The following is a 24,756-nucleotide window of genomic DNA, read 5'->3' on the forward strand; positions in this document are numbered from 1 at the left end:
TTGGGACAGCACCTGAACGCGGCTTGCACCGGTTCAGGGCCTTCTCGCAGGTGCTCAGCGGCGCTTGGCCATGGCATCGATGAAACGGTCGAACAGTGGCGCGACGTCGGTCGGGCCCGGGCTGGCTTCAGGGTGACCCTGGAAGCTGAAAGCGCTCTTGTCGGTGCGCTCGATACCTTGCAGGGTACCGTCGAACAGCGACTTGTGGATGGCGCGAACGTTGCTCGGCAAGGTCGCTTCGTCAACCGCAAAACCGTGGTTCTGGCTGGTGATCATCACCACGCCGGTATCCAGGTCCTGGACCGGGTGGTTGGCGCCGTGGTGACCATGGCCCATCTTCACGGTCTTGGCGCCGGAGGCCAGGGCCAGCAACTGGTGACCCAGGCAAATGCCGAACACCGGAATTTCGGTCTCGAGGATGTCCTTGATCGCCTGGATCGCGTAGTCGCATGGCTCCGGATCACCAGGGCCGTTGGACAGGAAAACGCCATCCGGGTTGAGCGCCAGTACTTCGCTGGCCGGGGTTTGCGCCGGCACCACGGTCAGGCGGCAGCCGCGGGCAACCAGCATGCGCAGGATGTTCAGCTTGACGCCGAAGTCGTAGGCAACCACGTGGTACGGCAGCTCGGCGGCATCGATGGTCGCGTGGCTGTCGGTTTTCAGTTCCCAGACGCTGGAGCGCCATTCGTAGCTGTTTTTGGTGCTGACGACTTTCGCCAGGTCCATGCCTTTGAGACCAGGGAAACCGCGAGCGGCGGCAATTGCAGCCTCTTCGCTGATGTTGTCACCGGCCAGGATGCAACCGTTCTGCGCGCCCTTTTCACGCAGGATGCGCGTCAGGCGACGGGTATCGATACCGGCGATCGCTACAACATTGTTGGCCTTGAGGTAGTCGGGCAGCGACTGCTTGTTACGCCAGTTGCTGGCGATCAGTGGCAGGTCGCGAATCACCAGGCCGGCCGACCAGACGCGATCGGATTCGGCATCTTCCGGCGTGGTACCAGTGTTGCCAATGTGCGGGTAAGTCAGGGTAACGATTTGCTGCGCATAGGAAGGGTCAGTCAGGATTTCCTGATAGCCGGTCATTGCGGTGTTAAACACCACCTCACCAACGGTTTGTCCGTCGGCTCCAATGGCTTCACCGCGAAAAATGCTGCCATCGGCAAGGGCGAGTATGGCTGGCTTAGTCAAGAAGACCTCCCGTAAATCAAGCCTGAAGGGGCGATCGCAGGTTGCAAAAAAGCGGAATGACGTATAGACACGTCACCCCGCTTTCTTAATCGAATTATCTGCGCGCTTTTAGTGGACACACTAAAGCTGTAGCTTACAGAAAAACGCTTTTTTGGTCTACCACTGATGTGCCTGAAAGGCGCAGGAATGCGACAGGGCGCATGGGAGGCTTGCGGGAGCGGATTCACCATTCCGGTTAATCCGCTCCCGCAGGGGTATTGCGATCAACGCAGGTCGAGCACGTCCTGCATGTCGTACAGGCCAGGCTCGCGCCCGTCCAGCCACAGGGCAGCACGTACCGCACCCTTGGCAAAGGTCATGCGACTGGAGGCCTTGTGGGTGATCTCCAGGCGCTCACCTTCAGCGGCGAACAGCACGGTGTGATCACCGACCACATCGCCGGCACGCACGGTAGCAAAACCGATGGTCTGGCGATCACGGGCACCGGTCTGACCTTCACGACCGTAAACCGCCACTTCCTGCAGATTACGGCCCAGCGCATTGGCAACGACCTCACCCATGCGCAGCGCAGTACCGGACGGTGCATCGACCTTGTGGCGGTGATGGGCCTCGATGATTTCGATATCCACGTCATCACCCAGTACGCGCGCAGCCATGTCCAGCAGCTTCAGGCTAAGGTTGACGCCAACACTGAAGTTGGCCGCAAAGACAATCGGAATGTCCTTGCCCGCTTCGGCCAGCAACTGCTTTTCCTCGACACTGAAACCCGTGGTGCCGATGACCATGGCCTTGCCCGCCTTGCGGCAGAACGCCAGATTCTTCAGGGTCACCGAAGGATGAGTGAAGTCGATCAGCACATCAAACTCATCGGCAACCTTTGCCAGGTCGTCGGAGAGCATCACGCCAATGCGACCCAATGCAGCCAGCTCACCCGCATCAGCGCCCACCAGCGAACTGTCCGGACGATCAATTGCCGCCGTCAGTCCGGCGCCCTGGGTCTGCTGCACAGCCTCGATCAGGGTCTTGCCCATGCGCCCTGCCGCGCCCATTACCGCTATACGTCGCATGCCTTATCCCTCTTACAAGTCGCCGAAGAAGCGCTTTACGCCTTCAAACCAACCACTGGCCTTGGGCGAGTGAGAACTGTCGCCTTCCAGCGAGTCACGCAGCTCTTCGAGCAACTCGCGCTGACGACGACTCAGGTTGACCGGTGTTTCCACCGCAACCCGGCACATCAGGTCGCCAGCACCGCCACCACGCACCGGGGCCACACCCTTGCCACGCAAGCGGAACTGCTTGCCGGTCTGGGTGCCTTCCGGGATCTTCAGCTTCACCCGACCATCAAGGGTCGGCACTTCCAGCTCACCACCCAGGGCAGCATCGGTGTAGCTGATCGGTACTTCGCAATACAGGTGCTTGCCATCACGCTGGAAGATCGCGTGCTCGCGCACATTGATCACAACGTACAGATCACCGGTAGGCCCACCGTGGGAGCCGGCCTCACCTTCACCCGACAGGCGAATGCGGTCACCGGTATCAACGCCAGCCGGCACCTTGACCGAAAGCGTCTTGAACTCTTCGACGCGGCCTTCACCGTGGCACGAGTTGCACGGATCGGTAATGATCTTGCCCTGGCCGTGGCAACGCGGGCAGGTCTGCTGGACCGAGAAGAAGCCCTGCTGCATGCGCACCTGACCAATGCCGCCACAGGTCGGACAGGTCGAAGGCGACGAGCCTTTCTTGGCACCTGAGCCATCACACGGCTCGCAGTTGACCAGCGTCGGCACACGAATGTTGACCGTGGTACCGCGCACCGCTTCTTCCAGGTTCAGCTCGAGGGTGTAACGCAGGTCGCTGCCACGCTGGGCACCACCGCGCGAACCACCACGGCCGCCACCAAAGAAGTCGCTGAACACGTCACCGAAGATATCGGAGAAGTTCGCGCCACCGAAGCCAGCGCCACCGCCACCCATGCTCGGGTCGACACCCGCGTGACCGTACTGGTCGTAGGCCGCGCGCTTGCTGGCATCGGAAAGAACTTCGTAAGCCTCGTTGGCTTCCTTGAATTTCTCTTCAGACTCTTTGTCATCGGGGTTACGGTCCGGGTGATGCTTCATCGCCAGGCGGCGATAGGCCTTTTTCAGGTCCGCCTCACTGGAGCCGCGCTCAACCCCCAGAACTTCGTAATAGTCACGCTTTGCCATAAGTCTTTGCACTCTTGAGGACGTTCGGCAAACCTCTGCGCATTTCGCGCTGTGCCGCCAGCATCCACCTCAACCTCCTCCCGAAGGCCTGACAGATGCTGTAAAAATTCGGGTATTCCAGACACGCCAACGCGGGAGCAAGCCCCCGCGCGGCGACATCCTACCAGTCAACCGCTAGTGAGCAGTCAGCCGGCCGACAACCTGTAGCAATTACTTGTTGTCTTTGACTTCTTCGAACTCAGCATCGACCACGTCGTCGTGCTTAGGCTCTTCGGCTTGCTGCTGCGCACCCGCTTGTGGCTGCTCAGCCTGTTGCTCGGCGTACATCTTCTGAGCAACCGGGGCCGATACTTTCGACAGCTCTTCGACCTTGGCGTCGATGGCAGCCTTGTCGTCGCCTTTGATGGCGGCTTCCAGGGCAACCACAGCAGCCTCGATCGCGGTCTTCTCTTCAGCGGTAACCTTGTCACCGGCATCAGCGACCATTTTGCGAGTCGAGTGAACCAGCGCATCACCCTGGTTACGGGCAGTGGCCAGCTCTTCGAACTTGCGGTCTTCTTCCGAGTTCGCTTCGGCGTCGCGGATCATCTGCTGAATTTCTTCATCAGACAGACCCGAGTTGGCCTTGATCACGATCGACTGGGTCTTGCCAGTAGCCTTGTCTTTGGCGCCTACGTGCAGAATGCCGTTGGCGTCGATGTCGAAGGTTACTTCGATCTGTGGCACGCCACGTGGTGCTGGTGGGATCTCGGCCAGGTCGAACTTGCCCAGGGACTTGTTCTGTGCAGCCTGCTTACGCTCACCTTGCAGCACGTGAATGGTCACAGCGCTCTGGTTGTCATCGGCAGTCGAGAACACTTGCGACTTTTTGGTCGGAATAGTGGTGTTCTTCTCGATCAGCGCGGTCATCACGCCCCCCATGGTTTCGATACCCAGGGTCAGCGGGCTGACGTCCAGCAGCAGTACGTCTTTCACGTCACCGGCCAGTACCGCACCCTGGATCGCAGCACCCATGGCAACCGCTTCGTCAGGGTTGACGTCTTTACGGGCCTCTTTACCGAAGAAATCGGTAACAGCCTTCTGTACCAGCGGCATACGGGTCTGACCGCCCACCAGGATCACGTCGTCGATCTTGCTGACGTCGATACCGGCATCTTTCATGGCGATACGGCATGGCTCGATGGTGCGCTGAACCAGGTCTTCGACCAGCGACTCCAGCTTGGCGCGGGAGATCTTCACGTTCAGGTGCTTAGGACCGGTGGCATCTGCAGTGATGTACGGCAGGTTGACGTCGGTCTGCTGGCTCGAGGACAGCTCGATCTTGGCCTTTTCAGCAGCTTCTTTCAGGCGCTGCATGGCCAGCGGGTCACCTTTGAGGTTCATGCCGCTTTCTTTCTTGAATTCGTCGACGAGGTAGTCGATCAGACGAATGTCAAAGTCTTCACCACCGAGGAAAGTGTCACCGTTGGTGGCCAGTACTTCGAACTGGTGCTCGCCATCGACTTCGGCGATTTCGATAACCGAAACGTCGAAGGTACCACCGCCGAGGTCATAAACGATCACAGTGTGATCGCCCTTGGCCTTGTCCATACCGTAAGCCAGTGCAGCTGCGGTAGGTTCGTTGATGATACGTTTTACGTCCAGACCGGCGATGCGACCGGCATCCTTAGTGGCCTGACGCTGGCTGTCGTTGAAGTACGCCGGAACGGTGATGACCGCTTCGGTGACAGGCTCGCCGAGGTAGTCTTCGGCAGTCTTCTTCATTTTTTTCAGGATCTCGGCAGAGATCTGAGGTGGTGCCATTTTCTGGCCGTTGACTTCGACCCAGGCGTCGTTGTTGTCAGCCTTGACGATCTTGTACGGAACCATCTGGATGTCTTTCTGCACGACATCTTCGTCAAAACGACGACCGATCAGACGCTTTACTGCGTACAGGGTGTTGTGCGGGTTGGTCACCGCCTGACGCTTGGCGGATTGACCGACCAGAATCTCGCCATCGTTGGCGTATGCAATGATCGACGGCGTGGTACGAGCGCCTTCAGCGTTCTCGATGACCTTGACGTTGCCGTTTTCCAGAATGGAGACACACGAGTTGGTGGTCCCCAGGTCGATACCAATGATTTTGCCCATGTTCACTCTCCCGAAACTTGAATTTTGTTGCCGCAGCAGTGGTGGCTAACTGCGGTAATACTTGAATGCTTGACACCTAGATGGGGGCGCCCGAAACGATTTCAAGCCTGCTCGTCAATCGATGGCGAAACCGCTGCCGGGGCCTTGCTGACCACGACCATGGCCGGGCGCAGCAGGCGACCATTGAGCTGATAGCCCTTCTGGAAGACCTTGAGCACGCTGTTGGGCTCGACTTCGGCGCTTTCCTGCATGGCCATTGCCTGGTGATGCTCGGCGTTGAAGGGTTCGCCGTGCGGGTCAATCGCCTCGAGGTTGTAGCGCTTGAGGGTGTCATGGAACATCTTCAGGGTGAGCTCGATGCCTTCGCGCATTGGGCGAATGCTCTCGTCGTCCGGGCTCGAAAGCTCCAGGCCGCGCTCCAGGCTGTCGATGACCGGCAGCAGGTCACCGGCGAATTTTTCCAGCGCAAACTTGTGCGCCTTCTCGACATCCTGTTCGGCACGGCGACGGATGTTCTGCAGATCGGCAGCGGTACGCAGGGATTGATCCTGGGCCGCCGCCAGCTGCTCTTCGAGCACCTGCACGCGGGCGCTCAGGTCTTGTGCGCCAGTTTCTTCGGCGTTCAGATTCTGTTCATCCAGCTGTTCGTCAGCCATAAAATCTCTCCTCTCGAATAATGTCAGCGAGCTGAACTCGCGCTTCTGCCGGCTATATGGGGTCGCAAAACCCAGGTTCAAGGGGTAGAGAGCAGCCCAAGCAGATTCGTTCATAACCCATCGCAATCAGAACAGCCTGCTGATAACCAAATCGAACTAAGCACAGCCATTGCCAGAGGATTTTAAAACACTGTATAAATAACCAGACTTCTCGCCTGGGAGCCGCCCCAATGCTGGTGCACCTGTCTGTACACAACTATGCCATCGTCGAACACCTGGACCTGGAGCTCGCCCGCGGGATGAGCGTCATTACCGGTGAAACCGGTGCCGGCAAATCGATCATGCTCGACGCCCTGGGCCTGACCCTTGGGGATCGTGCCGACAGCGGCGTGGTGCGCCCAGGTGCCGACAAGGCCGACATCCTCGCCACCTTCGACCTTGTGGATATTCCCGAGGCTCGCACCTGGCTGGCCGAACGCGACCTGGACAACGACGGCCCGTGCATCCTGCGCCGGGTCATCACTGCCGAAGGGCGCAGCCGCGGCTACATCAACGGCACCCCTTGCCCGCTAGGCGACCTCAAGGCACTGGGCGAACTGCTCATCGATATCCACAGCCAGCACGAGCACCAGTCGCTGCTGAAGACCGACACCCATCGGCGACTGCTCGACGAATATGCCGGCGCCACCGACCTGGCCCGCCAGGTACAACTGGCGGCCCAGCGCTGGCGCCAGACCCGCCAGGAACTCGAGCGCCTGTCCAACTCGGGCGACGAACAGCGGGCCCAGCATCAACTGCTGAGTTACCAGCTCGAAGAGCTCGACAACCTGGGACTGGGCGAGAATGAACTGGAACTCCTGGAACAGGAACACAAGAACCTGACCAACGCCGAAGCCTTGTTCGGCATCTGCCGCCAGGTCATCGACCACTGCAGCGAGAACGACTCAGGCAACGTGCTCAACGCCCTGACCGCCAGCCTCAACCGCCTGACCGCCATACAAAATGCACCCAAGGCCTTGGGCGAAGCCGCCAACATGATCGCCAGCGCACAGATCCAGGTCGAAGAAGCAGTGGGTGAGCTCAACCGCTTCCTCGATCACTTCGATGCCGACCCGGCACGCCTGCAGCAGCTCGAAGAGCGCCTCGACAACATCTATACGCTGGCGCGCAAGCACCGCGTACATCCGACCGAACTCTCCAGCCTGCAACAGCGATTGCTGGAGGAACTCGAAGGTCTCAACGCCAATGACGAGTCGATCGAGCGCCTTGCCGACGAGCTGGCCGCCTTTGCCCGTCACTACCAGGACAAGGCTGCTGAACTGAGCGGGTTGCGCAAGCAGGCAGCCACCCAGCTGGCCGGCGCCGTGGAACAGGAAATCCAGCGCCTGGGCATGCCCGGCGGCCGCTTCAACATAGAGTTGCACGCCAACGACAGTGACGAGCTGTCACCGCATGGCCTGGAACAGGTGGAATTGCTGGTCAGCGCCAACCCTGGCCAACCGCTCAAAGGCCTGGCCAAAGTCGCCTCCGGTGGCGAACTGTCACGGATCAGCCTGGCTATCCAGGTGATTACCGCGCAAACCTCTCGCATCCCGACCCTGGTCTTCGATGAAGTCGACGTAGGTATCGGCGGCCCGACCGCAGAGATCGTTGGACAACTACTGCGCCGCCTGGGTGAACGCGGCCAGGTATTGACCGTCACCCACCTGCCGCAAGTGGCTGCGCAAGGCCACCACCACTTGTTCGTGCACAAGGTACGCAACAGCGATGCTACCCATACTGCCGTGGCCAACCTTGGCAAGCGCGAACGCGTTGAAGAAGTCGCGCGAATGCTCGGCGGCATTGACCTGACCAAGGAATCACTGGCTCACGCCCGCAAAATGGTGGTGACCAGCAAAGCCTGAAGCAAAGGCCAGAAAACACAAAGGCGACCTGAGGTCGCCTTTGTTGTCATACACGAAGAAACAATTGCTTACTTTTTCTTGCGCACGTACAGGACCAGATTATGGTCAACCAGGTCGAAACCGTGCTCAGCAACGATTTCCTTCTGGCGCTTTTCAATTTCACTATCGAAAAACTCGATAACCTCGCCAGACTCCACGTTAACCATGTGGTCGTGGTGGCCGCCATCGGCCAGCTCGAATACGGCGTGACCGCCGTCGAAGTTGTGGCGCACAACCAGGCCTGCGGCTTCGAATTGGGTCAGAACACGGTAAACCGTGGCCAGACCTACATCTTCGCCAGCCTCCATCAGCGCCTTGTAGACATCCTCAGCACTCATGTGACGCTGCTCGGTAGAGTCGAGCATCTGTAGAATTTTTACTCGAGGCAGGGTCACCTTGAGACCAGCTTTGCGCAGTTCGCTATTTTCAACCATGGTCAGCTTTCTCGCCGATGCTGCTTCGCAGCTTCTCTGAATACGGGTATGATCGGGGTTTACGTTGTCCAGCCAAGATAGTGGAAGTCGCCCACCGATGCAAAACACCAAGCTCTTGCTAACCAGCCTCACCTTTGTGGGACTGCTCGCACTCGCCGGTTGCTCGTTCCCCGGGGTTTACAAAATCGACATCCAGCAGGGCAATGTCGTCACGCAAGATATGATAGACCAATTACGCCCCGGAATGACCCGTCGGCAAGTAAGGTTTATCATGGGCAACCCGCTGATCCAGGATACCTTCCATACCAATCGTTGGGATTATCTGTACAGCCTGCAGCCAGGTGGCGGTGAACGCCAGCAGGAGCGCATGAGCATCTTCTTCAACGAGAACGATCAACTGGTCAGCCTGTCCGGCGACTTCATGCCGGGCGTCAGCCGCGACCAGGAAATTCTCGGTGGCAGCGGCGACACCAGTGTCGCCCCGGTTGAGCCAGGTACCACCCAGCCAGTCGAGCCGGTGAAAGAAACTCCAGCCAAGCCGGGCTCTCTGGAAGAGAAAATCCAGAAAGAAGTCGATACCATCAAAACCATTCCGGTACCGACGCCTGCCCCACTGGAAACATCGCCGCAATAAGTACATTGCAGACAAAGAAAAGCCCGGACATTCCGGGCTTTTTTGTGTCTCAGCGCTTGGCTTTCTTGAACACCCTGGCCACTTTGTCGGCGCGCTGCTTGCGTACTTCCTTGGGGTCGATCAGCAACGGCCGGTACAACTCGATGCGGTCACCGTCGACAACGGCTTGCTGGTCAGCCTCTTTTATAACCTTGCCGAAGATACCCAATGGACAGGCCTCTGTATCCAGCCCCGGCACCTGCTCGGCGAGCCCCGACAAGCGCACTGCCTCACGCAGTGTGGTACCGGCCGCTACCTCTAGCGTCATGAGCCATTGCTGGTCAGCGGTTGCATAGACAACCTCAACCTGCACCACACCCTCAACCATTGACTTGCTTTGCCCGCTGGCAGAACGCATCCACCAGCGTATTGGCCGCCTGGTTGAATAGCGGGCCCAATGTCGCTCGCACCAACGGCCCGGCGTAATCAAAGGACAGGTCCAGGCTGATCTTGCAGGCCTTCTCGCCCAAGGGCTTGAAGATCCACAGCCCGTGCAACTGGTTGAACGGCCCCTCCTCCAGGTTCATCTCGATGGACTGCCCAGGTACCAGTACATTGCGGGTTACAAACTTCTGGCTCATCCCGCCCTTGGCAACTTCCAGGCTGGCGCGCATCAGCGTGTCACTGACTTCGAGCACCGTGCTGGCCGAGCACCAGGGCAGAAACTCAGGGTACCGCGCTACATCGTTGACCAGGTCGTACAACGCCTGGGCGGGATAAGGCAGTAGGGCCGAGCGTTGAATATGGGTAGTCATCCAGGTGTCACTTCCAAAGCTGAGCGGCAAACACAATCAGAATGCCGAGGGGCGCCACATAGCGCATCAAGAAGAAAGTCAGAGCAAACAACAACGGGCTGCGCATGGCCAACTCGTCGCGCACCGCTTCACGGCCCATGATCCAGCCGGCGAAAACCACGAAACACAATCCACCCAGCGGCAACATGATTCGCGAAGTGAAGAAATCAATCACCCCGAAGAAGTCCAGGCCGCCGCTCGCGCCCCACTGGTAGAGCTGCAGGCCGCTGCCGTCGTTCACAAAAAAGCGCGCCTGCTGCCAGATATTGAATGAAAACACCGTGCCCAAGCCAACCAGCCAGCAACTGAATGCCAGCCAGGTCGTGATCCAGCCACGGCGAACACCGGTGCGCTCCACCAGGTAGGCCACCATCGGTTCCAGCAGGGAAATCGCCGAGCTCCAGGCCGCCACTGCCACTAGAACAAAGAATACGACGCCCATCAACTGGCCAAACGCCACATTGCCGAATGCAAATGGCAGCGCAACGAACATCAGGCCCGGGCCTTCACTAGGGTTCAAGCCCGCCGCAAAGACAATCGGAAACAGGGCCAGGCCAGCCAACAACGAAACAAACGTATCGAGCAGCGCAACGGCAACAATGGTGCCGCCAATCGACGCACCTTTAGGCATGTAGGCGCCGTAGATCAACAGCGAACCGACACCGACACTCAACGAAAAGAAGGCGTGCCCCATGGCAGGCAACAAACCGTCGAGCAGGCGCGAGGTGTCAAAGTCGAACATGAAATGCAGGCCCTGCATAAAGTGCCCGGTGGTCAGGCTGTAGCCCAGCAGAATCACCAGCAGCAGGAACAGCAGCGGCATCATGATCCGCAGACTCTTCTCCAGGCCTGCCACAACACCGCGTGCAATCACCAGCGCCGAAAGCAGCATGAACAGGCTGTGCCACAGCACCAGCCGCCAGGGATCACTGATGACCCCATTGAAGTAGGTACCGACCTGGTCGGCCGTCACACCCTGAAAATCACCTTTGCCCATGTTGATGATGTAGTCGAACGACCAGCCACCGACCACGCTGTAGAAGGACAGGATCAACAGCGCCGTGATCATTCCGGCAAACGCCCACCAGGACCAGCGCGGTGAGTGCCCCGCTTCCAGTGCCAGGTCACGCAGGGCATTGGCCGGGCTTTGACGGGTGCGGCGGCCGATCAGGGTCTCGGCGAGCATCACCGGAATTCCGATCAGGGCAATGCAGGCCAGGAACACCAGAACAAAGGCACCTCCGCCGTAGACGCCGACCATGTAGGGGAATTTCCAGATACTTCCAAGCCCTACTGCAGCACCGGTTGCCGCCAGCACAAACACCCAGCGACTGGCCCAGCCACCATGGACAGAAACCTTGTCCGTCGACATCAACACGCTCAACTGTGGAAAAAAGAGCGCGCATTGTCCGGGATTCAACTCACAGGCTCAAGCGCACTGCTACCCCGTAGCCGACAGCGCAACGACTGCCTATAATGCCGCCCCTATGGCTAAACAAAAGAAACATCCGACAGGGACCATCGCGCAGAATAAAAAGGCGCGACACGATTACTTCATCGAGCACAAGTTCGAGGCCGGATTGGTCCTGTCCGGTTGGGAAGTAAAAAGTCTGCGTGCCGGCAAGGCGCATCTGACCGACAGTTACGTGGTGCTCAAAGATGGCGAGGCCTGGCTGATGGGCAGCCATATCACGCCACTGACCGCGGCCAGTACCCATGTCATTGCCGACCCGACACGTACCCGCAAACTGCTGCTCAACAAGCGCGAGCTGGAACGCATTCATGCTGCCGTGCAGCAAAAGGGCTACACCTGCGTGGCCTTGTCGATCTACTGGAGCAAGCACCTGATCAAGTGCGAGATCGCACTGGGCAAGGGCAAGAAGGAATACGACAAGCGCGATACCCAGCGCGAGCGTGATTCCGACCGCGAACTGCAGCGTGCAGTGCGCAACAAGGGCAAGGAAGACTGAGCCTTTCCGGCAGGTGACCCCGGCCGCCTGTCATCGCCTCATCGCCGGCATTGCCGGCGATGCAAGGCAAAGCCTTGCCATTACGCGCTAGCGTCCGATGCGCCGCTCTGCCCGCGCCGTTCGCTGCACTTCCTGGCGCACCTCATCGAGCACTTCCTGCACATACAGAATGTGCCGGCTGGAGACTTCGCGCGCATCCTCCGCACGCCCTTCCACAATCGCCAGGTACAGCTCCCGATGCTGGCTGATCAGCATGTCGCGGGTTTCGGCACGCTGCTTGTACATGCCGCCAATGTTGGTCACCACGTTGCGCTTGAGCAGATCGAACAGGCCGCGGATGGTATGCAGCAACACCGCGTTGTGACTGGCCTCGGCAATCGCCAGATGGAAACGCGCATCGGCAGCGCCCTCCTCGGCCCGATCCACCTCAGCGGAACGGGAATAGCAATCCTGCAAGGTGTCGAACGCAGCCTTGAGCCGTTGTCGGTCGGGTTCTGTCGCACGGATCGCGGCGTAATAGGCACACGATGCTTCCAGGGTGTGACGGAACTCAAGCAAGTCACGCTGGGCTTCCGGGTTGCTCTCAAGCAATTGCAGCAAAGGATCGCTGAAGGTCGTACCCAATGACTCGGCCACGTAGTTACCGCCGCCCTGGCGACTGATCAACAAACCCTTTGCCACCAGTTTCTGGATTGCTTCGCGCAATGACGGTCGCGATACACCGAACTGCTCGGCCAATGCCCGTTCGGCAGGCAGCCGCTGGCCGGCAGCCAAGGTGCCTTCAAGAATCATCCCCTCAAGCCGCTCGACGATATCGTCGGACAAACGGCGTTGGCGGACCTGATCAAAAACCATCACATGCACTCCACAAGCCCAAGAACGTTTGGGGCCGTCTATTTTGGCCTATCCGCCTCTCGCCGACACCCATCAGTTGGCAAATTTCCGAGCTATTCAGCCCTCACGTCCGCCCCTGCTCCGACGAAAGTTTTGCCGAGACAAATTGACACACCCGCTACGAGGCTTTTAACCTAGCGCCTCGACATTGTAAATTGGTATTACCAATTATCCAATGCCAGCGTCAGACCAACAACAATTAGGGGCCACCCCATATGCAAACCTGGCAACAGCTTTACAGTCCGCTTGGTAGTCTTGGCCTGTCCGCGCTTGCGGCAGTCATCCCGATCGTCTTCTTCTTTCTCGCGCTGGCGGTGTTCCGTCTCAAGGGTCATGTGGCGGGTAGCATTACCCTGGGCCTGTCGATCCTGGTCGCGATCTTTGCCTTTCAGATGCCCGCCGACATGGCGCTTGCCGCCGCCGGATACGGTTTTGCCTATGGCCTGTGGCCCATTGCCTGGATCATCGTTGCGGCGGTGTTTCTCTACAAACTGACGGTAAAGAGCGGCCAGTTCGAAGTCATCCGCAGCTCGGTACTGTCGATTACCGATGACCAGCGCCTGCAGGTACTGCTGATCGGCTTCTGCTTCGGTGCCTTCCTCGAAGGTGCGGCAGGCTTTGGCGCACCGGTGGCGATTACTGCCGCCCTGCTGGTAGGCCTGGGCTTCAACCCGCTGTATGCCGCCGGCCTGTGCCTGATCGCCAACACCGCCCCGGTGGCATTCGGTGCCCTCGGTATCCCGATCATCGTCGCTGGCCAGGTCACCGGTATCGACGCCTTCAAGATCGGCGCCATGACCGGCCGCCAGTTGCCGTTGCTGTCGATGTTCGTACCGTTCTGGCTGGTGTTCATGATGGACGGCCTGCGCGGCGTCAAAGAGACCTGGCCTGCTGCACTGGTAGCCGGCCTGAGCTTCGCGGTAACCCAGTACTTCACTTCGAACTTCATCGGCCCGGAACTGCCGGACATCACCTCGGCCCTGGCCAGCCTGGTTTCCCTGACCCTGTTCCTCAAGGTCTGGCAGCCCAAGCGTTCGTTCACCAGCGCTACCGGCAGCGTTGGCGCCGCCGTGGTCAATGGCGGTGGCAGCCAGCCTTCGCCGTATAGCTTCGGTGAAATCTTCAAGGCCTGGTCGCCGTTCCTGATTCTCACCGTGCTGGTCACCATCTGGACCCTCAAACCGTTCAAGGCGGCCTTCGCTGCCGGCGGCTCGATGTACAGCTGGGTGTTCAACTTCGCCATTCCGCACCTTGATCAACTGGTGATCAAGACCGCCCCGATCGTCGCCACCCCGACCGCGATTCCGGCCGTATTCAAACTTGACCCGATTTCCGCCACCGGTACCGCGATCTTCTTCTCGGCGCTGATCTCCATGCTGGTCCTGAAGATCAACTTCAAAACTGGTCTGACCACTTTGAAGGAGACCTTCTTCGAGCTGCGCTGGCCGATTCTGTCGATCGGCATGGTGCTGGCCTTCGCCTTTGTCACCAATTACTCGGGCATGTCTTCGACCATGGCCCTGGTACTGGCCGGCACCGGCGCGGCGTTCCCGTTCTTCTCGCCGTTCCTTGGCTGGCTGGGCGTGTTCCTGACCGGCTCCGACACCTCGTCCAACGCCCTGTTCAGTTCGCTGCAGGCCACCACGGCACACCAGATCGGGGTTAACGACACCCTGCTGGTCGCGGCGAACACCAGCGGTGGCGTGACCGGCAAGATGATTTCGCCACAGTCGATCGCGGTCGCCTGTGCGGCCACCGGCCTGGTCGGCAAGGAATCGGACCTGTTCCGCTTTACCCTTAAACACAGCCTGTTCTTCGCCACCATCGTCGGCCTGATCACTCTGGTTCAGGCCTATTGGCTGACCGGCATGCTGGTTCACTAAAGTGTCAGAGGCCGGGCGCGGTTCAGCGCGCCCGGCATCCGCCCCTTACAACCGACGCAGCGAGACCACATGATCATTTCTGCCTCTACCGACTACCGCGCCGCAGCGCAACGCAAGCTGCCGCCGTTCCTGTTCCACTATGCCGACGGCGGCGCCTACGCCGAGTACACGCTGCGCCATAACGTCGAAGACCTGGCCAGCATTGCCCTGCGCCAGCGCGTGCTGAAAAACATGTCCGAGCTGAGCCTTGAAACTCAGCTGTTCAATGAAACATTGAGCATGCCCGTAGCCCTGGCGCCGGTTGGCCTGACCGGCATGTATGCACGTCGCGGTGAAGTCCAGGCGGCGCGCGCCGCAGCAGCCAAGGGCATTCCCTTCACCATGTCGACGGTGTCGGTGTGCCCGATCGAGGAAGTCGCGCCGGCCATCGATCGTCCGATGTGGTTCCAGCTGTACGTACTCAAGGACCGTGGTTTCATGCGCAACGCGCTGGAGCGCGCCAAGGCTGCCGGCGTTACCACGCTGGTGTTTACCGTCGACATGCCGGTGCCGGGCGCCCGCTACCGCGACGCATACTCGGGCATGAGCGGACCGAACGCACCACTGCGTCGTGTCTGGCAGGCCATGACCCACCCACAGTGGGCGCTCGACGTCGGCCTGCTGGGCAAACCTCACGATCTGGGCAACATCTCCAAATACCGTGGCAGCCCCACCGGTCTTGCCGACTACATCGGCTGGCTGGGAGCGAACTTCGACCCGTCGATCTCCTGGAAAGACCTTGAGTGGATCCGCGAGTTCTGGGACGGCCCGATGGTGATCAAGGGTATTCTCGACCCTCAGGATGCCAAGGACGCAGTGAAGTTCGGCGCCGACGGTATCGTCGTCTCCAACCACGGCGGCCGTCAGCTCGACGGCGTACTGTCCAGCGCCCGTGCACTGCCGGCGATTGCCGATGCGGTGAAGGGCGACCTGAAGATCCTCGCCGACTCCGGTATCCGCAGTGGCCTGGATGTGGTGCGCATGATTGCCCTGGGTGCAGACACTGTGCTGATCGGTCGCGCATTCCTGTATGCCCTGGCTACCGCAGGCGAAGCCGGCGTGAAGAACCTGCTGGACCTGTTCGAGAAAGAGATGCGCGTGGCCATGGTGCTTACCGGCGCCAAGTCCATCAGCGAAATCACCCGCGACTCGCTGGTACGCGAACTGGGCGCCTGAAACCTGCGCCTGCACCCTTCCAAGCCTGATTGACCGGGGTACGCCGCGCATCAGACGCCACGGCCCCGCGAGGAGATTGCATGAGTCTGCCCGCCGCGTTCCTCGACACGGTAGAACACCTGATCCCCCGCGAGCGCCGCTTCGACGACCCGCTCTCGACCCTGGCATTCGGCACCGACGCCAGCTTCTACCGCCTGATCCCCAAGCTGGTGATCCGCGTCGAAAGCGAAGGCGAAGTCGCCACCCTGCTCAAGGCGGCGCATGCCCAGCAGGTCGCGGTCACCTTCCGCGCCGCCGGCACCAGCCTCTCCGGCCAGGCCGTCAGTGACTCGGTACTGCTGGTGCTGGGGGATAACTGGAACGGTCGCGATATCCGCGACGGTGGTGCGCAGATCCGTCTGCAACCCGGGGTAATCGGCGCTCAGGCCAATGCCTGGCTAGTGCCGTTCGGCCGCAAGATCGGCCCGGACCCGGCCTCGATCAACGCTTGCAAAATCGGTGGCATCGTCGCCAACAACGCCAGCGGCATGTGCTGCGGTACCGCGCAGAACAGCTACCACACCCTCGCCGGCATGCGCCTGCTGCTGGCTGACGGCACCTTGCTGGACACCGAACAACCGCACAGTATCGAGCAGCTGCACAAAACCCACGGTGCCCTGCTTGAACAGCTCGGTGAACTGGGTCGGCAAACACGCGCCAATACCGAACTGGCGGCAAAGATTCGTCACAAGTACCGCCTGAAGAACACCACCGGGCTCTCCCTCAATGCCCTCGTGGACTACGACGAGCCCCTGGATATCCTCACCCACCTGATGGTCGGTTCCGAGGGTACCCTCGGTTTCATCAGTGCCGTGACCTACAACACCGTGCCCGACCATCCGCACAAAGCCAGTGCGCTGATCGTCTTCCCGGATGTCGAAACCTGCTGCAGGGCAGTGCCGGTGCTCAAGCAGCAGCCAGTGTCGGCCGTGGAACTGCTTGACCGTCGCAGCCTGCGCTCGGTGGAAAACATGCAGGGCATGCCCGAGTGGGTGAAGAGCCTGTCTGCGGGCGCCTGCGCATTGCTGATCGAGTCACGTGCCGCCACCCAGTCGCTGCTGCATGAGCAACTGGCGCACATCAGCGCATCGATTGCCGGGTTTGCGGTGGAAAAGCAGGTCGACTTCAGTGAAGACCCGTTGGTCTACAACCAGCTGTGGCGCATCCGCAAAGACACCTTCCCGGCGGTCGGCGCCGTGCGCGAGACTGGTACCACGGTGATCATCGAAGACGTCACCTTCCCCGTCGAGCAACTGGCCGAGGGTGTGAATCGACTGATCGCGCTGTTCGACAAACACGGCTATGACGAGGCCATCCTCTTCGGCCATGCCCTGGAAGGCAACCTGCACTTCGTCTTCACCCAGGGTTTCGACTCGCCGGAGCAAGTGGCGCGTTATTCCGCCTTCATGGAAGACGTCGCCCATCTGGTTGCCGTGGAGTACGGAGGCTCGCTCAAGGCCGAACACGGCACCGGGCGCAACATGGCGCCCTTCGTCGAGCTGGAATGGGGTGCGGACGCCTACCAGTTGATGTGGCAACTCAAGCGTCTGCTCGACCCCACCGGCATCCTCAATCCCGACGTAGTGCTGACCGACGACCCGCAGCTTCACCTCAAGAACCTCAAGCCGTTGCCTGCCGCCGACGAGATCGTCGACAAGTGCATCGAGTGCGGGTTCTGCGAGCCGGTGTGCCCGTCCAAAGGGCTGACCCTCAGCCCCCGGCAGCGCATTGTCATGTGGCGCGATATCCAGGCGAAAAAGCGCGCGGGCAGCGACACCGCCCAGCTCGAACGCGACTACCAGTACCAGGGCATCGATACCTGTGCCGCCACGGGGCTGTGTGCCCAGCGCTGCCCGGTGGGCATCAATACCGGCGAGCTGGTGAAAAAACTGCGCGGCGAGTCTGCCGATCATGCCAAGACCGCCAACTGGCTGGCTGACAATTTCCACACCGCTTTGAGTGGTGCACGCTTTACCCTGCGCGCGGCTGACACTGCACGCAGGCTGCTCGGCGCCCCGCGTCTGAGTCGTCTCAGCGGCCGTTTGAGCCAGATCAGCCACGGCCGTGTACCACAGTGGACAACAGCAATGCCGCAACCGCTGAAGCCTGTTCAGTTCAGCGCGCCGCGCGGCGATGCACGGCCACGCGTGGTGTACCTGGCGGCCTGCGTTTCGCGGGTCATGGGACCAGCTGCGGGCGATAGTGAGCAAACCTCGCTGCTCGACAAGACCCGTGGTTTGCTGGAGAAAGCCGGCTACCAGGTGGTGTTCCCGGAAAACCAGGACAACCTCTGCTGCGGCCAGCCCTTTGCCTCCAAAGGCTACGCCGAACAGGCCGAGCACAAGCGCCAGGAGCTGATCAACGCCCTGCTCCACGCCAGCCGTGGCGGGCTTGATCCGATCTACTGCGACACCAGTCCCTGCACCTTGCGCCTGGTTCAGGACCTCGCCGAAACCCGCCTGGACCTCTATGACCCAGTGCGTTTCATCCGCACTCACCTGCTCGACAAGCTGGAGTTCACGCCCCAGGACGAACCGATTGCGGTGCACGTAACCTGCAGTACCCAGCACCTCGGTGAAAGCCAGGCGCTGATCGACCTGGCCCGACGCTGCAGCAAGCAGGTTGTGATTCCGGAAGGCATCCATTGTTGCGGCTTTGCCGGCGACAAGGGCTTCACCACGCCGGAGCTCAATGCCCATTCGCTGCGCAGTCTCAAGGAAGCGGTGCAGTACTGCGGTGAAGGGATTTCCACCAGCCGCACCTGTGAAATTGGCCTGAGCAACCACGGCGGAATTGATTACCACGGGCTAGTCTATCTGGTGGACCGCGTCACTCGGGCACGGGTGGTGAAATCTTCCTGAACCCCTGGCAAGCCGTGCAGTCCACTGAACAAGACCCACATCCCCAACGCCACTCCCGCAAGGAGATCGACATGAAGCGTACTGCGATTACCGGACTGTTCATTGCCGCCGCACTGCTTGCCTCGCCTGTGTTCGCGGCTGACGACCTGTGTGCCACCAACCTGCAGAAGATCAACGACGAAATGGCCACCGCCAAGGCAACCTCCGAGAGCCTGGGTGAAACCCTGGAAACACGCCTGGAAAAAGCCAAGGCCGCCCAGGCCAGTGGCAACACCGAGGAATGCATAGCCATTACCAGCAAGATCATCAGCCGCATGCAGAAAACCGAGAAAGGCGGATATTGAGCCTTGCGCCTGGTGACGGGTCAGCAGTCGACGTCACCCGGGCGATGGCGTATACTCGCGGCAAGCGTTGAAAAACGCTTCAGCTAGAGCGCAACAAATGGGGCCGATTAGGATTCGACGCCGGTCGTGAAACTCTAGGTGCATGCCGAGTTGGTAACAGAACTCGTAAATCCACTGTTGCAACTTTCTATAGTTGCCAATGACGAAAACTACGAGGGTTACGCTCTCGCTGCGTAAGCAGCTGAGCCCGCTCTCCTGGTAGCTTCGGCTCCAGCAATCACTAGGGGATGCCTGTAAACCCGAAGTGATTGTCATACAGAACAGGATCGCCACCCGAGTACGTTGCGGACAAAGGGGCTAAATACTACGCAACTCGTCCAAAGCACCCTGCCCGTCGGGCGGCTGCGGATTAACTCAATAGACACGGCTAAGCATGTAGTACCGACAGCGGAGCACTGGCGGACGGGGGTTCAAATCCCCCCGGTTCCACCAAATCCACAAAAAAAGACGTCCTCGGACGTCTTTTTTTGTGCCTGAAACTCAGCATCGGCTGCTAGCGTGGCCGAGCTGTTTCACACCCTTGAATTGCGCGGTGCCTGGCTTTGCATGACGGTCCAGTAGACCGGAAATGCGTTCAGCCCCACCACGCCGCAGCGGTAATTCGAAGCTTCGCGCGGCCTGACCAGGTCGCCCGCCATCCAGCTTGCGGTGTTGGCTGCCAGCACCCGGCCATCGGCATTGAGCAATACCGCTTCGTTGGGAAAACGCATCAGCCCGCGTACCAGCAACGGCTCCAGTGACTCCAGCGACACATCCGCCGCAGCCACGCCAATGAAGCGGTCACCGTCAAACATGGGCACCGAGAACGCGACGATGTACTCCCCGGTACCGTTGACGTCGACGAATGGCCCCGCCACGCACGGCTTGCCGGTGTCGCGAACACGCGAATACCAAGGCATGGTCAGGTAGTTGTAGAAGTTGTCGCTGCGGCGATTGAAGTCCAGCTTCAGGGGATGGACGCTGTGGTCCGTCTCGCCGCACCACCATTCGATGTGCATGTCGGCATCGGCTACTTCACCTGGTGCCAATACCACCCCGGCGCCATGAATCCTGAGGCTGTCGATGCCCAGCAAGCGTACCGCATCCGCCTCCAGGCAGCGGAGATCCCGCAGCCGGGGGCGCCCACCGGCGGTGCGCGCCTGTTTCCAGATGCACGCAACCTGGGCGCTCAGTACGCCTAAGCCTTCGAAGATGTTACCAATTGCAACGTTGATATTGGACGCAAACTCCGCAAACTCAGCACGGTCTGCTTCATCACTCATGGCTCAATCTCGCACTGCTTGGGGGGTGGGCGTGTGAACGGCATCAATTGATCAGGTGTGAAGGAGCAATATCCGTTCCATTTACTCGAGCTGGGCAATTTGCTCCAGCCGCAGTGCGGTCAGCTTGCGCATCTCCTTGATGACGTGAGCGCGAGCCAAGGCCACCGCCAGCGCACTGTCGTTGGCCTTGATCGCGTCGACAATGGCGCTGTGTTCCCGTTGCATCGCCGGGATATCCGGCTCGGCGCCATAAGCCAGCCAAAGCAACTCACCCAGCTCCGCCTGCAAACGCACTTCACTGTGCGTCAGGCGCACCGACTGTGCTGCCACCGCTATTTCGATGTGGAACCGGGCATCGGCCTGGCGCTGCTCCCTGGCATCGCCAGCAGTTCCCAGCGCGTCGATCAGCATCTGCAGCCGGTCGTGTTCATCCGGCCCTGCGCGTTGCGCTGCCAGCTCGGCGGCAGCGGCGGCGATTGCCACATGCTCGTCAGTGAAGTCACGCAGCTCCAGGGCGCTGAAACTGCGCAAGCGGGTGTAAAGGGCCTGCACGCTAGTTTGCGGCGGCGCGCAAATGAAGCTGCCGCCGCTGCGCCCACGGCGCGTTTCGATCACGCCACGACTGCGCAATACCGCCAGGGCATCGCGCAAGGTCACCGGGGCAACCCCCAGGCGCGCCGCCAGAATCGGTTCGCGCGGTAGCTGCTCGCCTTGCGCCAGAAGGCCCAGCGCAATCATCTCTTCCAGATGGCGGATGACCGAGTCGGTTTTACCTTCCTGCTTGAAACGGATCAGGTGAGAGGTCGCGGGCATGGGCATTCGTCAGTCATTGAGTACGTACAGTCATATGACCGCAGGGTCAGAATTAGATATGAAACCGTATCTTATAGAGTTATTTACGTCATTCAAAGCACACATCAATACCTAAAAATTATAACAATCCGGACAAAACCGCAAAAAACGCTGAGGCATGGTGCTTCTCAGCATCAAAATTATATGGTTCCATACAATTTATGTGCGCCAACTCTAAAAAACACAAGGAGCATTCATGAGCCAGCTGAACAAAGCCGATTGGCAAGCCAAAGCCCTCGCCCTGAGCATCGAGGGAAGGGCGTTCATCAACGGCGAGTACGTTGATGCCGTTGGCGGCGGTACCTTCGCCTGTCACAGCCCCATCGATGGTCGCCTGCTGGCAACGGTGGCGAGTTGTAACGGTGACGACGCGCAAATCGCCGTCGCCAACGCCCGCGCCGTTTTCAATTCTGGAGAATGGTCAAAATGCGCCCCCGTCGAGCGCAAGGCGGTGCTGAAGCGCTTTGCCGATCTTCTCGAAGCACACGCAGAAGAACTGGCGCTGCTCGACACCCTCGACATGGGCAAGCCCATCAGCGACGCCCTGGCGGTGGACGTTGCCGGCTCGGCGGATGCCATTCGCTGGAGCGCCGAGGCCATCGACAAAATCTACGACGAGGTGGCGCCGACTTCCGCCGATCAACTTGGCCTGGTGACCCGCGAGCCGGTCGGGGTGGTGGCAGCCATCGTGCCGTGGAACTTCCCGTTGATGATGGCCAGCTGGAAACTGGGCCCTGCCCTGGCCACCGGCAACTCGGTGATCCTCAAGCCCTCCGAGCGCTCGCCCCTGAGTGCCATCCGCATCGCGCAACTGGCCTGTGAAGCAGGCTTGCCCAAAGGCGTTCTTAACGTACTGCCAGGCTACGGGCACACCGTCGGCGAAGCGTTGGCGCTGCACATGGATGTCGACACCATCGTCTTCACCGGCTCGACAAAAATTGCCAAGCAGTTGCTGGTGTACTCCGGCCAATCGAACATGAAGCGGGTGTGGCTGGAGGCCGGCGGCAAGAGCCCGAACATCGTCTTTGCCGACGCCCCGGACCTGCACGCGGCAGCAGAAGCCGCCGCCGCGGCCATCGCCTTCAACCAGGGCGAAGTGTGTACCGCAGGCTCGCGCCTGCTGGTGGAGAAATCCATCAAGGCGCAATTCCTGCCGCTGGTGGTTGAAGCAATCAAGGGCTGGAAAGCCGGCAACCCGCTGGACCCGCAAACCAACGTGGGTGCACTGGTCGATGCCCGGCAACTGGAGCAGGTGGTGAGCTACGTCGAAGCCGGCAAGGCTGCCGGCGCCACGGTTGTGACCGGCGGTACGCGGGTGCTGGAAGAAACCGGCGGCACCTATTTCGAACCCACCGTATTCGATGGCGTCGACAATGCCATGAAGATTGCCCAGGAAGAAATCTTCGGGCCGGTACTGTGCGTGATCGAGTTCGAAACAGCAGAACAAGCAGTCGCTCTGGCCAACGACACGCCCTACGGCCTGGCCGCGGCACTCTGGACCCGCGACCTGTCCAAAGCCCACCAGACCGCGCGGGGCCTGCGGGCTGGCAGCGTCTGGGTGAACATGTACGACGGTGGCGACATGACCGCGCCGTTCGGCGGTTTCAAGCAGTCGGGCAACGGACGTGACAAGTCCCTGCACGCATTCGACAAGTACACGGAAATCAAAGCGACCTGGATCAAGCTCTGACCTGACCCGACCTGAGGAGGCGCGCGCCTCCTCTGTACTCAAACACCCTCGTTTCCGCAAAGGGCGCCGCCATGAACAGCTCTGTAAGTCCGGATGCAGCCGTTGATAAAGATGCCGAACAACTCAAGGCATTGGGGTACAGCTCAAACTTCGACCGAAGCATGAGCCTGTGGCAAAACTTTGCTTTGGGCTTCACCTATCTATCCCCCGTCGTAGGCGTTTACACGCTGTTCGGGCTATGCCTGGCGGCCGGTGGGCCGCCAATGTTCTGGTCGTACCTGTTGGTCGGCATCGGCCAGATGCTGGTGTGCCTGGTGTTCTGTGAAGTGGTCTCGCAGTATCCCATTTCCGGGGGTGTGTACCCGTGGGCCAGGCGCCTTGTCGGCAAGAAGTGGGCCTGGATGGTCGGCTGGGTATATGCCATCTCGCTGTGTGTGACGGTAGCTGCAGTAGCCCTCGGGGCCGGCCCGTTCATTGCCAGCCTGCTCGGCTTTGAGTCCAGTCCGGCGACCAACACCCTGGTGGCACTCGCGCTGACTGCAATTGCGACCCTGCTCAACCTCAGCGGCACGAAGCTGCTCGCCCGGGTGGCGATTTTCGGTTTCGTCTGCGAGCTGGTCGGCGCGCTGGTGATCGGTACCTACCTGCTGGTGTTCGAACGGCATCAATCGTTCGGAGTTCTGTTCGATACCTTCGACATTGCTATCGACGGCGCCTACTGGCCGGCCTTCCTCACCGCAGCGTTGGCAGGGATGTTCCTCTACTACGGTTTCGAAGCCTGTGGCGACGTGGCCGAAGAAACGCCCAACCCAAGCCGCAAGGTCCCCAAGGCCATGCGCATGACCATCTGGATCGGTGGCGCAGCGTCTATGTTTGCCGCACTGGCATTGATTCTCGCAGTGCCCGACATCCGCGCCGTGATCTCGGGCGCCGACGCCGACCCGCTGTCGACCATTTTCGGTTCGGCATTCGGTCCGCTGGGTTCGCGGATCGTGATGGCGGTGATCACCGTCTCGTTTGTTTCCTGTGTGCTCAGCCTGCAGGCCTCTGCAAGCCGCTTGCTGTATGCCTATGCGCGTGACGAGATGATGATCGGTAGCGGTCTGCTGAAACGGCTGTCACCCAACACCCATGTGCCCACTGCTGCACTGGTGGTGTGTGGGGTGATCCCGGCGCTGATCGTCTGTGTCGGCTTCTACCTGCAGAACGCCATCGCCCTGGTGGTCAGCTTCGCCGCCGTCGGCATCTACCTGGCCTTCCAGATGATCGTTGGTGGCGCACTGTATGCCCGCTTGCGCGGCTGGAAGCCGAAGGGCAAGTTCACCCTCGGTGCCTGGGCCTGGCCGGTGAACATTGCAGCCCTGGTGTATGGCGTGCTTGCGATGGTCAACATGTCGTGGCCGCGCACCCCGGATGCCCCTTGGTACGTCAACTACAGCATTCTGGTCGTGGGCCTGACCGTCATCGCTGTCGGACTGGTCTACATGCTGCTGTTCCGCCCGCATGAGCGCAGCAATGCCCCGGCGTCGGATGCCTGGAAAAACTGACTGAAGCGTTTGGGGGCCCGGCCCCCCCCGGGGCCCCCGGGGGGTTCCCCCCCCCCGCGGCCCCCCCGCGAGAGCGCGGCCCCCCGGCGGCCCGCCGGGCACCGGAGCGGGCGG

General features: G+C 60.4%; 21 protein-coding genes and 1 other RNA gene. 10 read left to right on the forward strand and 12 right to left on the reverse strand.

Translation table 11 applies throughout. From position 1 onward, the window contains the following. Positions 1 to 54: 54 nt before the first annotated feature. The 5 genes from carA to grpE all read right to left on the reverse strand — a co-directional run bounded on the left by carA (position 55) and on the right by grpE (position 6,181). On the reverse strand, positions 55 to 1,191 hold the full coding sequence (carA, locus tag I5S59_RS19400) for a glutamine-hydrolyzing carbamoyl-phosphate synthase small subunit (protein WP_197878062.1): 1,137 nt from the start codon (positions 1,189 to 1,191) through the stop codon (positions 55 to 57). 263 nt (positions 1,192 to 1,454) lie between these two features. After that, positions 1,455 to 2,258: a 4-hydroxy-tetrahydrodipicolinate reductase gene (dapB, locus tag I5S59_RS19405; protein WP_197878063.1), complete on the reverse strand. Its 804-nt coding sequence runs from the start codon at positions 2,256 to 2,258 to the stop codon at positions 1,455 to 1,457. 12 nt (positions 2,259 to 2,270) lie between these two features. Further along, the gene (gene dnaJ / locus I5S59_RS19410; RefSeq protein WP_128323020.1) at positions 2,271 to 3,395 is read right to left on the reverse strand and encodes a molecular chaperone DnaJ; all 1,125 of its coding nucleotides are present in this window, start codon (positions 3,393 to 3,395) and stop codon (positions 2,271 to 2,273) included. A 210-nt stretch (positions 3,396 to 3,605) separates the two neighbouring features. Next, positions 3,606 to 5,525 carry a molecular chaperone DnaK gene (gene dnaK / locus I5S59_RS19415; RefSeq protein WP_197878064.1) on the reverse strand — a complete coding sequence of 640 codons (1,920 nt, stop codon included), beginning with the start codon at positions 5,523 to 5,525 and terminating at the stop codon, positions 3,606 to 3,608. Positions 5,526 to 5,626: 101 nt separating this feature from the next. Further along, positions 5,627 to 6,181: a nucleotide exchange factor GrpE gene (gene grpE, locus I5S59_RS19420; protein ID WP_128323022.1), complete on the reverse strand. Its 555-nt coding sequence runs from the start codon at positions 6,179 to 6,181 to the stop codon at positions 5,627 to 5,629. Between the two features lie 230 nt (positions 6,182 to 6,411). On the opposite strand from grpE, the gene recN reads away from it, so the two are divergent. Further along, entirely contained in the window at positions 6,412 to 8,085 is a 1,674-nt protein-coding gene (gene recN / locus I5S59_RS19425; RefSeq protein ID WP_197878065.1) for a DNA repair protein RecN, read from the forward strand. 68 nt (positions 8,086 to 8,153) lie between these two features. Here recN and fur read toward each other — a convergent pair whose 3' ends face one another. Further along, positions 8,154 to 8,558 carry a ferric iron uptake transcriptional regulator gene (fur, locus tag I5S59_RS19430; protein WP_197878066.1) on the reverse strand — a complete coding sequence of 135 codons (405 nt, stop codon included), beginning with the start codon at positions 8,556 to 8,558 and terminating at the stop codon, positions 8,154 to 8,156. 97 nt (positions 8,559 to 8,655) lie between these two features. On the opposite strand from fur, the gene I5S59_RS19435 reads away from it, so the two are divergent. After that, complete coding sequence (locus I5S59_RS19435; protein WP_197878067.1) at positions 8,656 to 9,192, forward strand: outer membrane protein assembly factor BamE; 537 nt, start codon at positions 8,656 to 8,658, stop codon at positions 9,190 to 9,192. A 49-nt stretch (positions 9,193 to 9,241) separates the two neighbouring features. Here I5S59_RS19435 and I5S59_RS19440 read toward each other — a convergent pair whose 3' ends face one another. Genes I5S59_RS19440 through I5S59_RS19450 form a run of 3 tightly spaced genes read right to left on the reverse strand, consistent with a single transcriptional unit; the run spans position 9,242 to position 11,397 of the window. Beyond that, a complete protein-coding gene (locus tag I5S59_RS19440; protein WP_197878068.1) occupies positions 9,242 to 9,559 on the reverse strand; it encodes an RnfH family protein in 318 nt (105 codons plus the stop codon). Beyond that, complete coding sequence (locus tag I5S59_RS19445; RefSeq protein ID WP_197878069.1) at positions 9,552 to 9,986, reverse strand: type II toxin-antitoxin system RatA family toxin; 435 nt, start codon at positions 9,984 to 9,986, stop codon at positions 9,552 to 9,554. Before I5S59_RS19445 ends, I5S59_RS19440 begins: the two co-directional genes overlap by 8 nt. A gap of 7 nt (positions 9,987 to 9,993) precedes the next feature. Then, positions 9,994 to 11,397 carry a sodium-dependent transporter gene (locus tag I5S59_RS19450; protein WP_197878070.1) on the reverse strand — a complete coding sequence of 468 codons (1,404 nt, stop codon included), beginning with the start codon at positions 11,395 to 11,397 and terminating at the stop codon, positions 9,994 to 9,996. Between the two features lie 115 nt (positions 11,398 to 11,512). On the opposite strand from I5S59_RS19450, the gene smpB reads away from it, so the two are divergent. Further along, on the forward strand, positions 11,513 to 11,995 hold the full coding sequence (gene smpB, locus I5S59_RS19455) for an SsrA-binding protein SmpB (RefSeq protein WP_128323029.1): 483 nt from the start codon (positions 11,513 to 11,515) through the stop codon (positions 11,993 to 11,995). 87 nt (positions 11,996 to 12,082) lie between these two features. Here smpB and I5S59_RS19460 read toward each other — a convergent pair whose 3' ends face one another. Then, entirely contained in the window at positions 12,083 to 12,850 is a 768-nt protein-coding gene (locus tag I5S59_RS19460) for a GntR family transcriptional regulator (RefSeq protein WP_197878071.1), read from the reverse strand. 254 nt (positions 12,851 to 13,104) lie between these two features. On the opposite strand from I5S59_RS19460, the gene I5S59_RS19465 reads away from it, so the two are divergent. From I5S59_RS19465 to ssrA, 5 genes are all read left to right on the forward strand, one after another. Next, positions 13,105 to 14,772, forward strand: coding sequence for a lactate permease LctP family transporter (locus tag I5S59_RS19465; protein WP_197878072.1), 1,668 nt, complete (start codon positions 13,105 to 13,107; stop codon positions 14,770 to 14,772). Positions 14,773 to 14,841: 69 nt separating this feature from the next. After that, positions 14,842 to 15,987, forward strand: coding sequence for an FMN-dependent L-lactate dehydrogenase LldD (lldD, locus tag I5S59_RS19470; protein WP_197878073.1), 1,146 nt, complete (start codon positions 14,842 to 14,844; stop codon positions 15,985 to 15,987). Between the two features lie 80 nt (positions 15,988 to 16,067). Continuing rightward, entirely contained in the window at positions 16,068 to 18,887 is a 2,820-nt protein-coding gene (locus I5S59_RS19475; protein ID WP_197878074.1) for an FAD-binding and (Fe-S)-binding domain-containing protein, read from the forward strand. 71 nt (positions 18,888 to 18,958) lie between these two features. Further along, positions 18,959 to 19,231 carry a hypothetical protein gene (locus tag I5S59_RS19480; RefSeq protein ID WP_197878075.1) on the forward strand — a complete coding sequence of 91 codons (273 nt, stop codon included), beginning with the start codon at positions 18,959 to 18,961 and terminating at the stop codon, positions 19,229 to 19,231. A 99-nt stretch (positions 19,232 to 19,330) separates the two neighbouring features. Then, positions 19,331 to 19,723, forward strand: a transfer-messenger RNA (tmRNA) gene (ssrA, locus tag I5S59_RS19485). 80 nt (positions 19,724 to 19,803) lie between these two features. Here ssrA and I5S59_RS19490 read toward each other — a convergent pair. Next, positions 19,804 to 20,553, reverse strand: a complete 750-nt coding sequence (locus I5S59_RS19490; protein WP_197878076.1) for a cache domain-containing protein — start codon at positions 20,551 to 20,553, stop codon at positions 19,804 to 19,806. Positions 20,554 to 20,634: 81 nt separating this feature from the next. Next, positions 20,635 to 21,366: a FadR/GntR family transcriptional regulator gene (locus tag I5S59_RS19495; RefSeq protein ID WP_197878077.1), complete on the reverse strand. Its 732-nt coding sequence runs from the start codon at positions 21,364 to 21,366 to the stop codon at positions 20,635 to 20,637. Between the two features lie 235 nt (positions 21,367 to 21,601). Between I5S59_RS19495 and I5S59_RS19500 the strand changes: the two genes are divergently transcribed. Together I5S59_RS19500 and I5S59_RS19505 are read left to right on the forward strand one after the other, a co-directional pair. Continuing rightward, on the forward strand, positions 21,602 to 23,095 hold the full coding sequence (locus tag I5S59_RS19500; protein WP_197878078.1) for an aldehyde dehydrogenase: 1,494 nt from the start codon (positions 21,602 to 21,604) through the stop codon (positions 23,093 to 23,095). A gap of 71 nt (positions 23,096 to 23,166) precedes the next feature. Then, positions 23,167 to 24,642: an APC family permease gene (locus I5S59_RS19505; RefSeq protein WP_197878079.1), complete on the forward strand. Its 1,476-nt coding sequence runs from the start codon at positions 23,167 to 23,169 to the stop codon at positions 24,640 to 24,642. The last annotated feature ends 114 nt before the right edge of the window (positions 24,643 to 24,756 follow it).

This window comes from Pseudomonas alkylphenolica, from assembly GCF_016009175.1.
GTDB lineage: Bacteria > Pseudomonadota > Gammaproteobacteria > Pseudomonadales > Pseudomonadaceae > Aquipseudomonas > Aquipseudomonas alkylphenolica_B.

Bases quoted from the DNA above. Each gene is read 5' to 3' on its own strand.
- dapB (WP_197878063.1), bottom strand. From the start codon at position 2,258: ATGCGACGTATAGCGGTAATGGGCGCGGCAGGGCGCATGGGCAAGACC.
- dnaJ (WP_128323020.1), bottom strand. From the start codon at position 3,395: ATGGCAAAGCGTGACTATTACGAAGTTCTGGGGGTTGAGCGCGGCTCC.
- dnaK (WP_197878064.1), bottom strand. From the start codon at position 5,525: ATGGGCAAAATCATTGGTATCGACCTGGGGACCACCAACTCGTGTGTC.
- grpE (WP_128323022.1), bottom strand. From the start codon at position 6,181: ATGGCTGACGAACAGCTGGATGAACAGAATCTGAACGCCGAAGAAACT.
- recN (WP_197878065.1), top strand. From the start codon at position 6,412: ATGCTGGTGCACCTGTCTGTACACAACTATGCCATCGTCGAACACCTG.
- fur (WP_197878066.1), bottom strand. From the start codon at position 8,558: ATGGTTGAAAATAGCGAACTGCGCAAAGCTGGTCTCAAGGTGACCCTG.
- I5S59_RS19435 (WP_197878067.1), top strand. From the start codon at position 8,656: ATGCAAAACACCAAGCTCTTGCTAACCAGCCTCACCTTTGTGGGACTG.
- I5S59_RS19440 (WP_197878068.1), bottom strand. From the start codon at position 9,559: ATGGTTGAGGGTGTGGTGCAGGTTGAGGTTGTCTATGCAACCGCTGAC.
- I5S59_RS19445 (WP_197878069.1), bottom strand. From the start codon at position 9,986: ATGACTACCCATATTCAACGCTCGGCCCTACTGCCTTATCCCGCCCAG.
- I5S59_RS19450 (WP_197878070.1), bottom strand. From the start codon at position 11,397: ATGTCGACGGACAAGGTTTCTGTCCATGGTGGCTGGGCCAGTCGCTGG.
- smpB (WP_128323029.1), top strand. From the start codon at position 11,513: ATGGCTAAACAAAAGAAACATCCGACAGGGACCATCGCGCAGAATAAA.
- I5S59_RS19460 (WP_197878071.1), bottom strand. From the start codon at position 12,850: ATGGTTTTTGATCAGGTCCGCCAACGCCGTTTGTCCGACGATATCGTC.
- I5S59_RS19465 (WP_197878072.1), top strand. From the start codon at position 13,105: ATGCAAACCTGGCAACAGCTTTACAGTCCGCTTGGTAGTCTTGGCCTG.
- lldD (WP_197878073.1), top strand. From the start codon at position 14,842: ATGATCATTTCTGCCTCTACCGACTACCGCGCCGCAGCGCAACGCAAG.
- I5S59_RS19475 (WP_197878074.1), top strand. From the start codon at position 16,068: ATGAGTCTGCCCGCCGCGTTCCTCGACACGGTAGAACACCTGATCCCC.
- I5S59_RS19480 (WP_197878075.1), top strand. From the start codon at position 18,959: ATGAAGCGTACTGCGATTACCGGACTGTTCATTGCCGCCGCACTGCTT.
- I5S59_RS19490 (WP_197878076.1), bottom strand. From the start codon at position 20,553: ATGAGTGATGAAGCAGACCGTGCTGAGTTTGCGGAGTTTGCGTCCAAT.
- I5S59_RS19495 (WP_197878077.1), bottom strand. From the start codon at position 21,366: ATGCCCGCGACCTCTCACCTGATCCGTTTCAAGCAGGAAGGTAAAACC.
- I5S59_RS19500 (WP_197878078.1), top strand. From the start codon at position 21,602: ATGAGCCAGCTGAACAAAGCCGATTGGCAAGCCAAAGCCCTCGCCCTG.
- I5S59_RS19505 (WP_197878079.1), top strand. From the start codon at position 23,167: ATGAACAGCTCTGTAAGTCCGGATGCAGCCGTTGATAAAGATGCCGAA.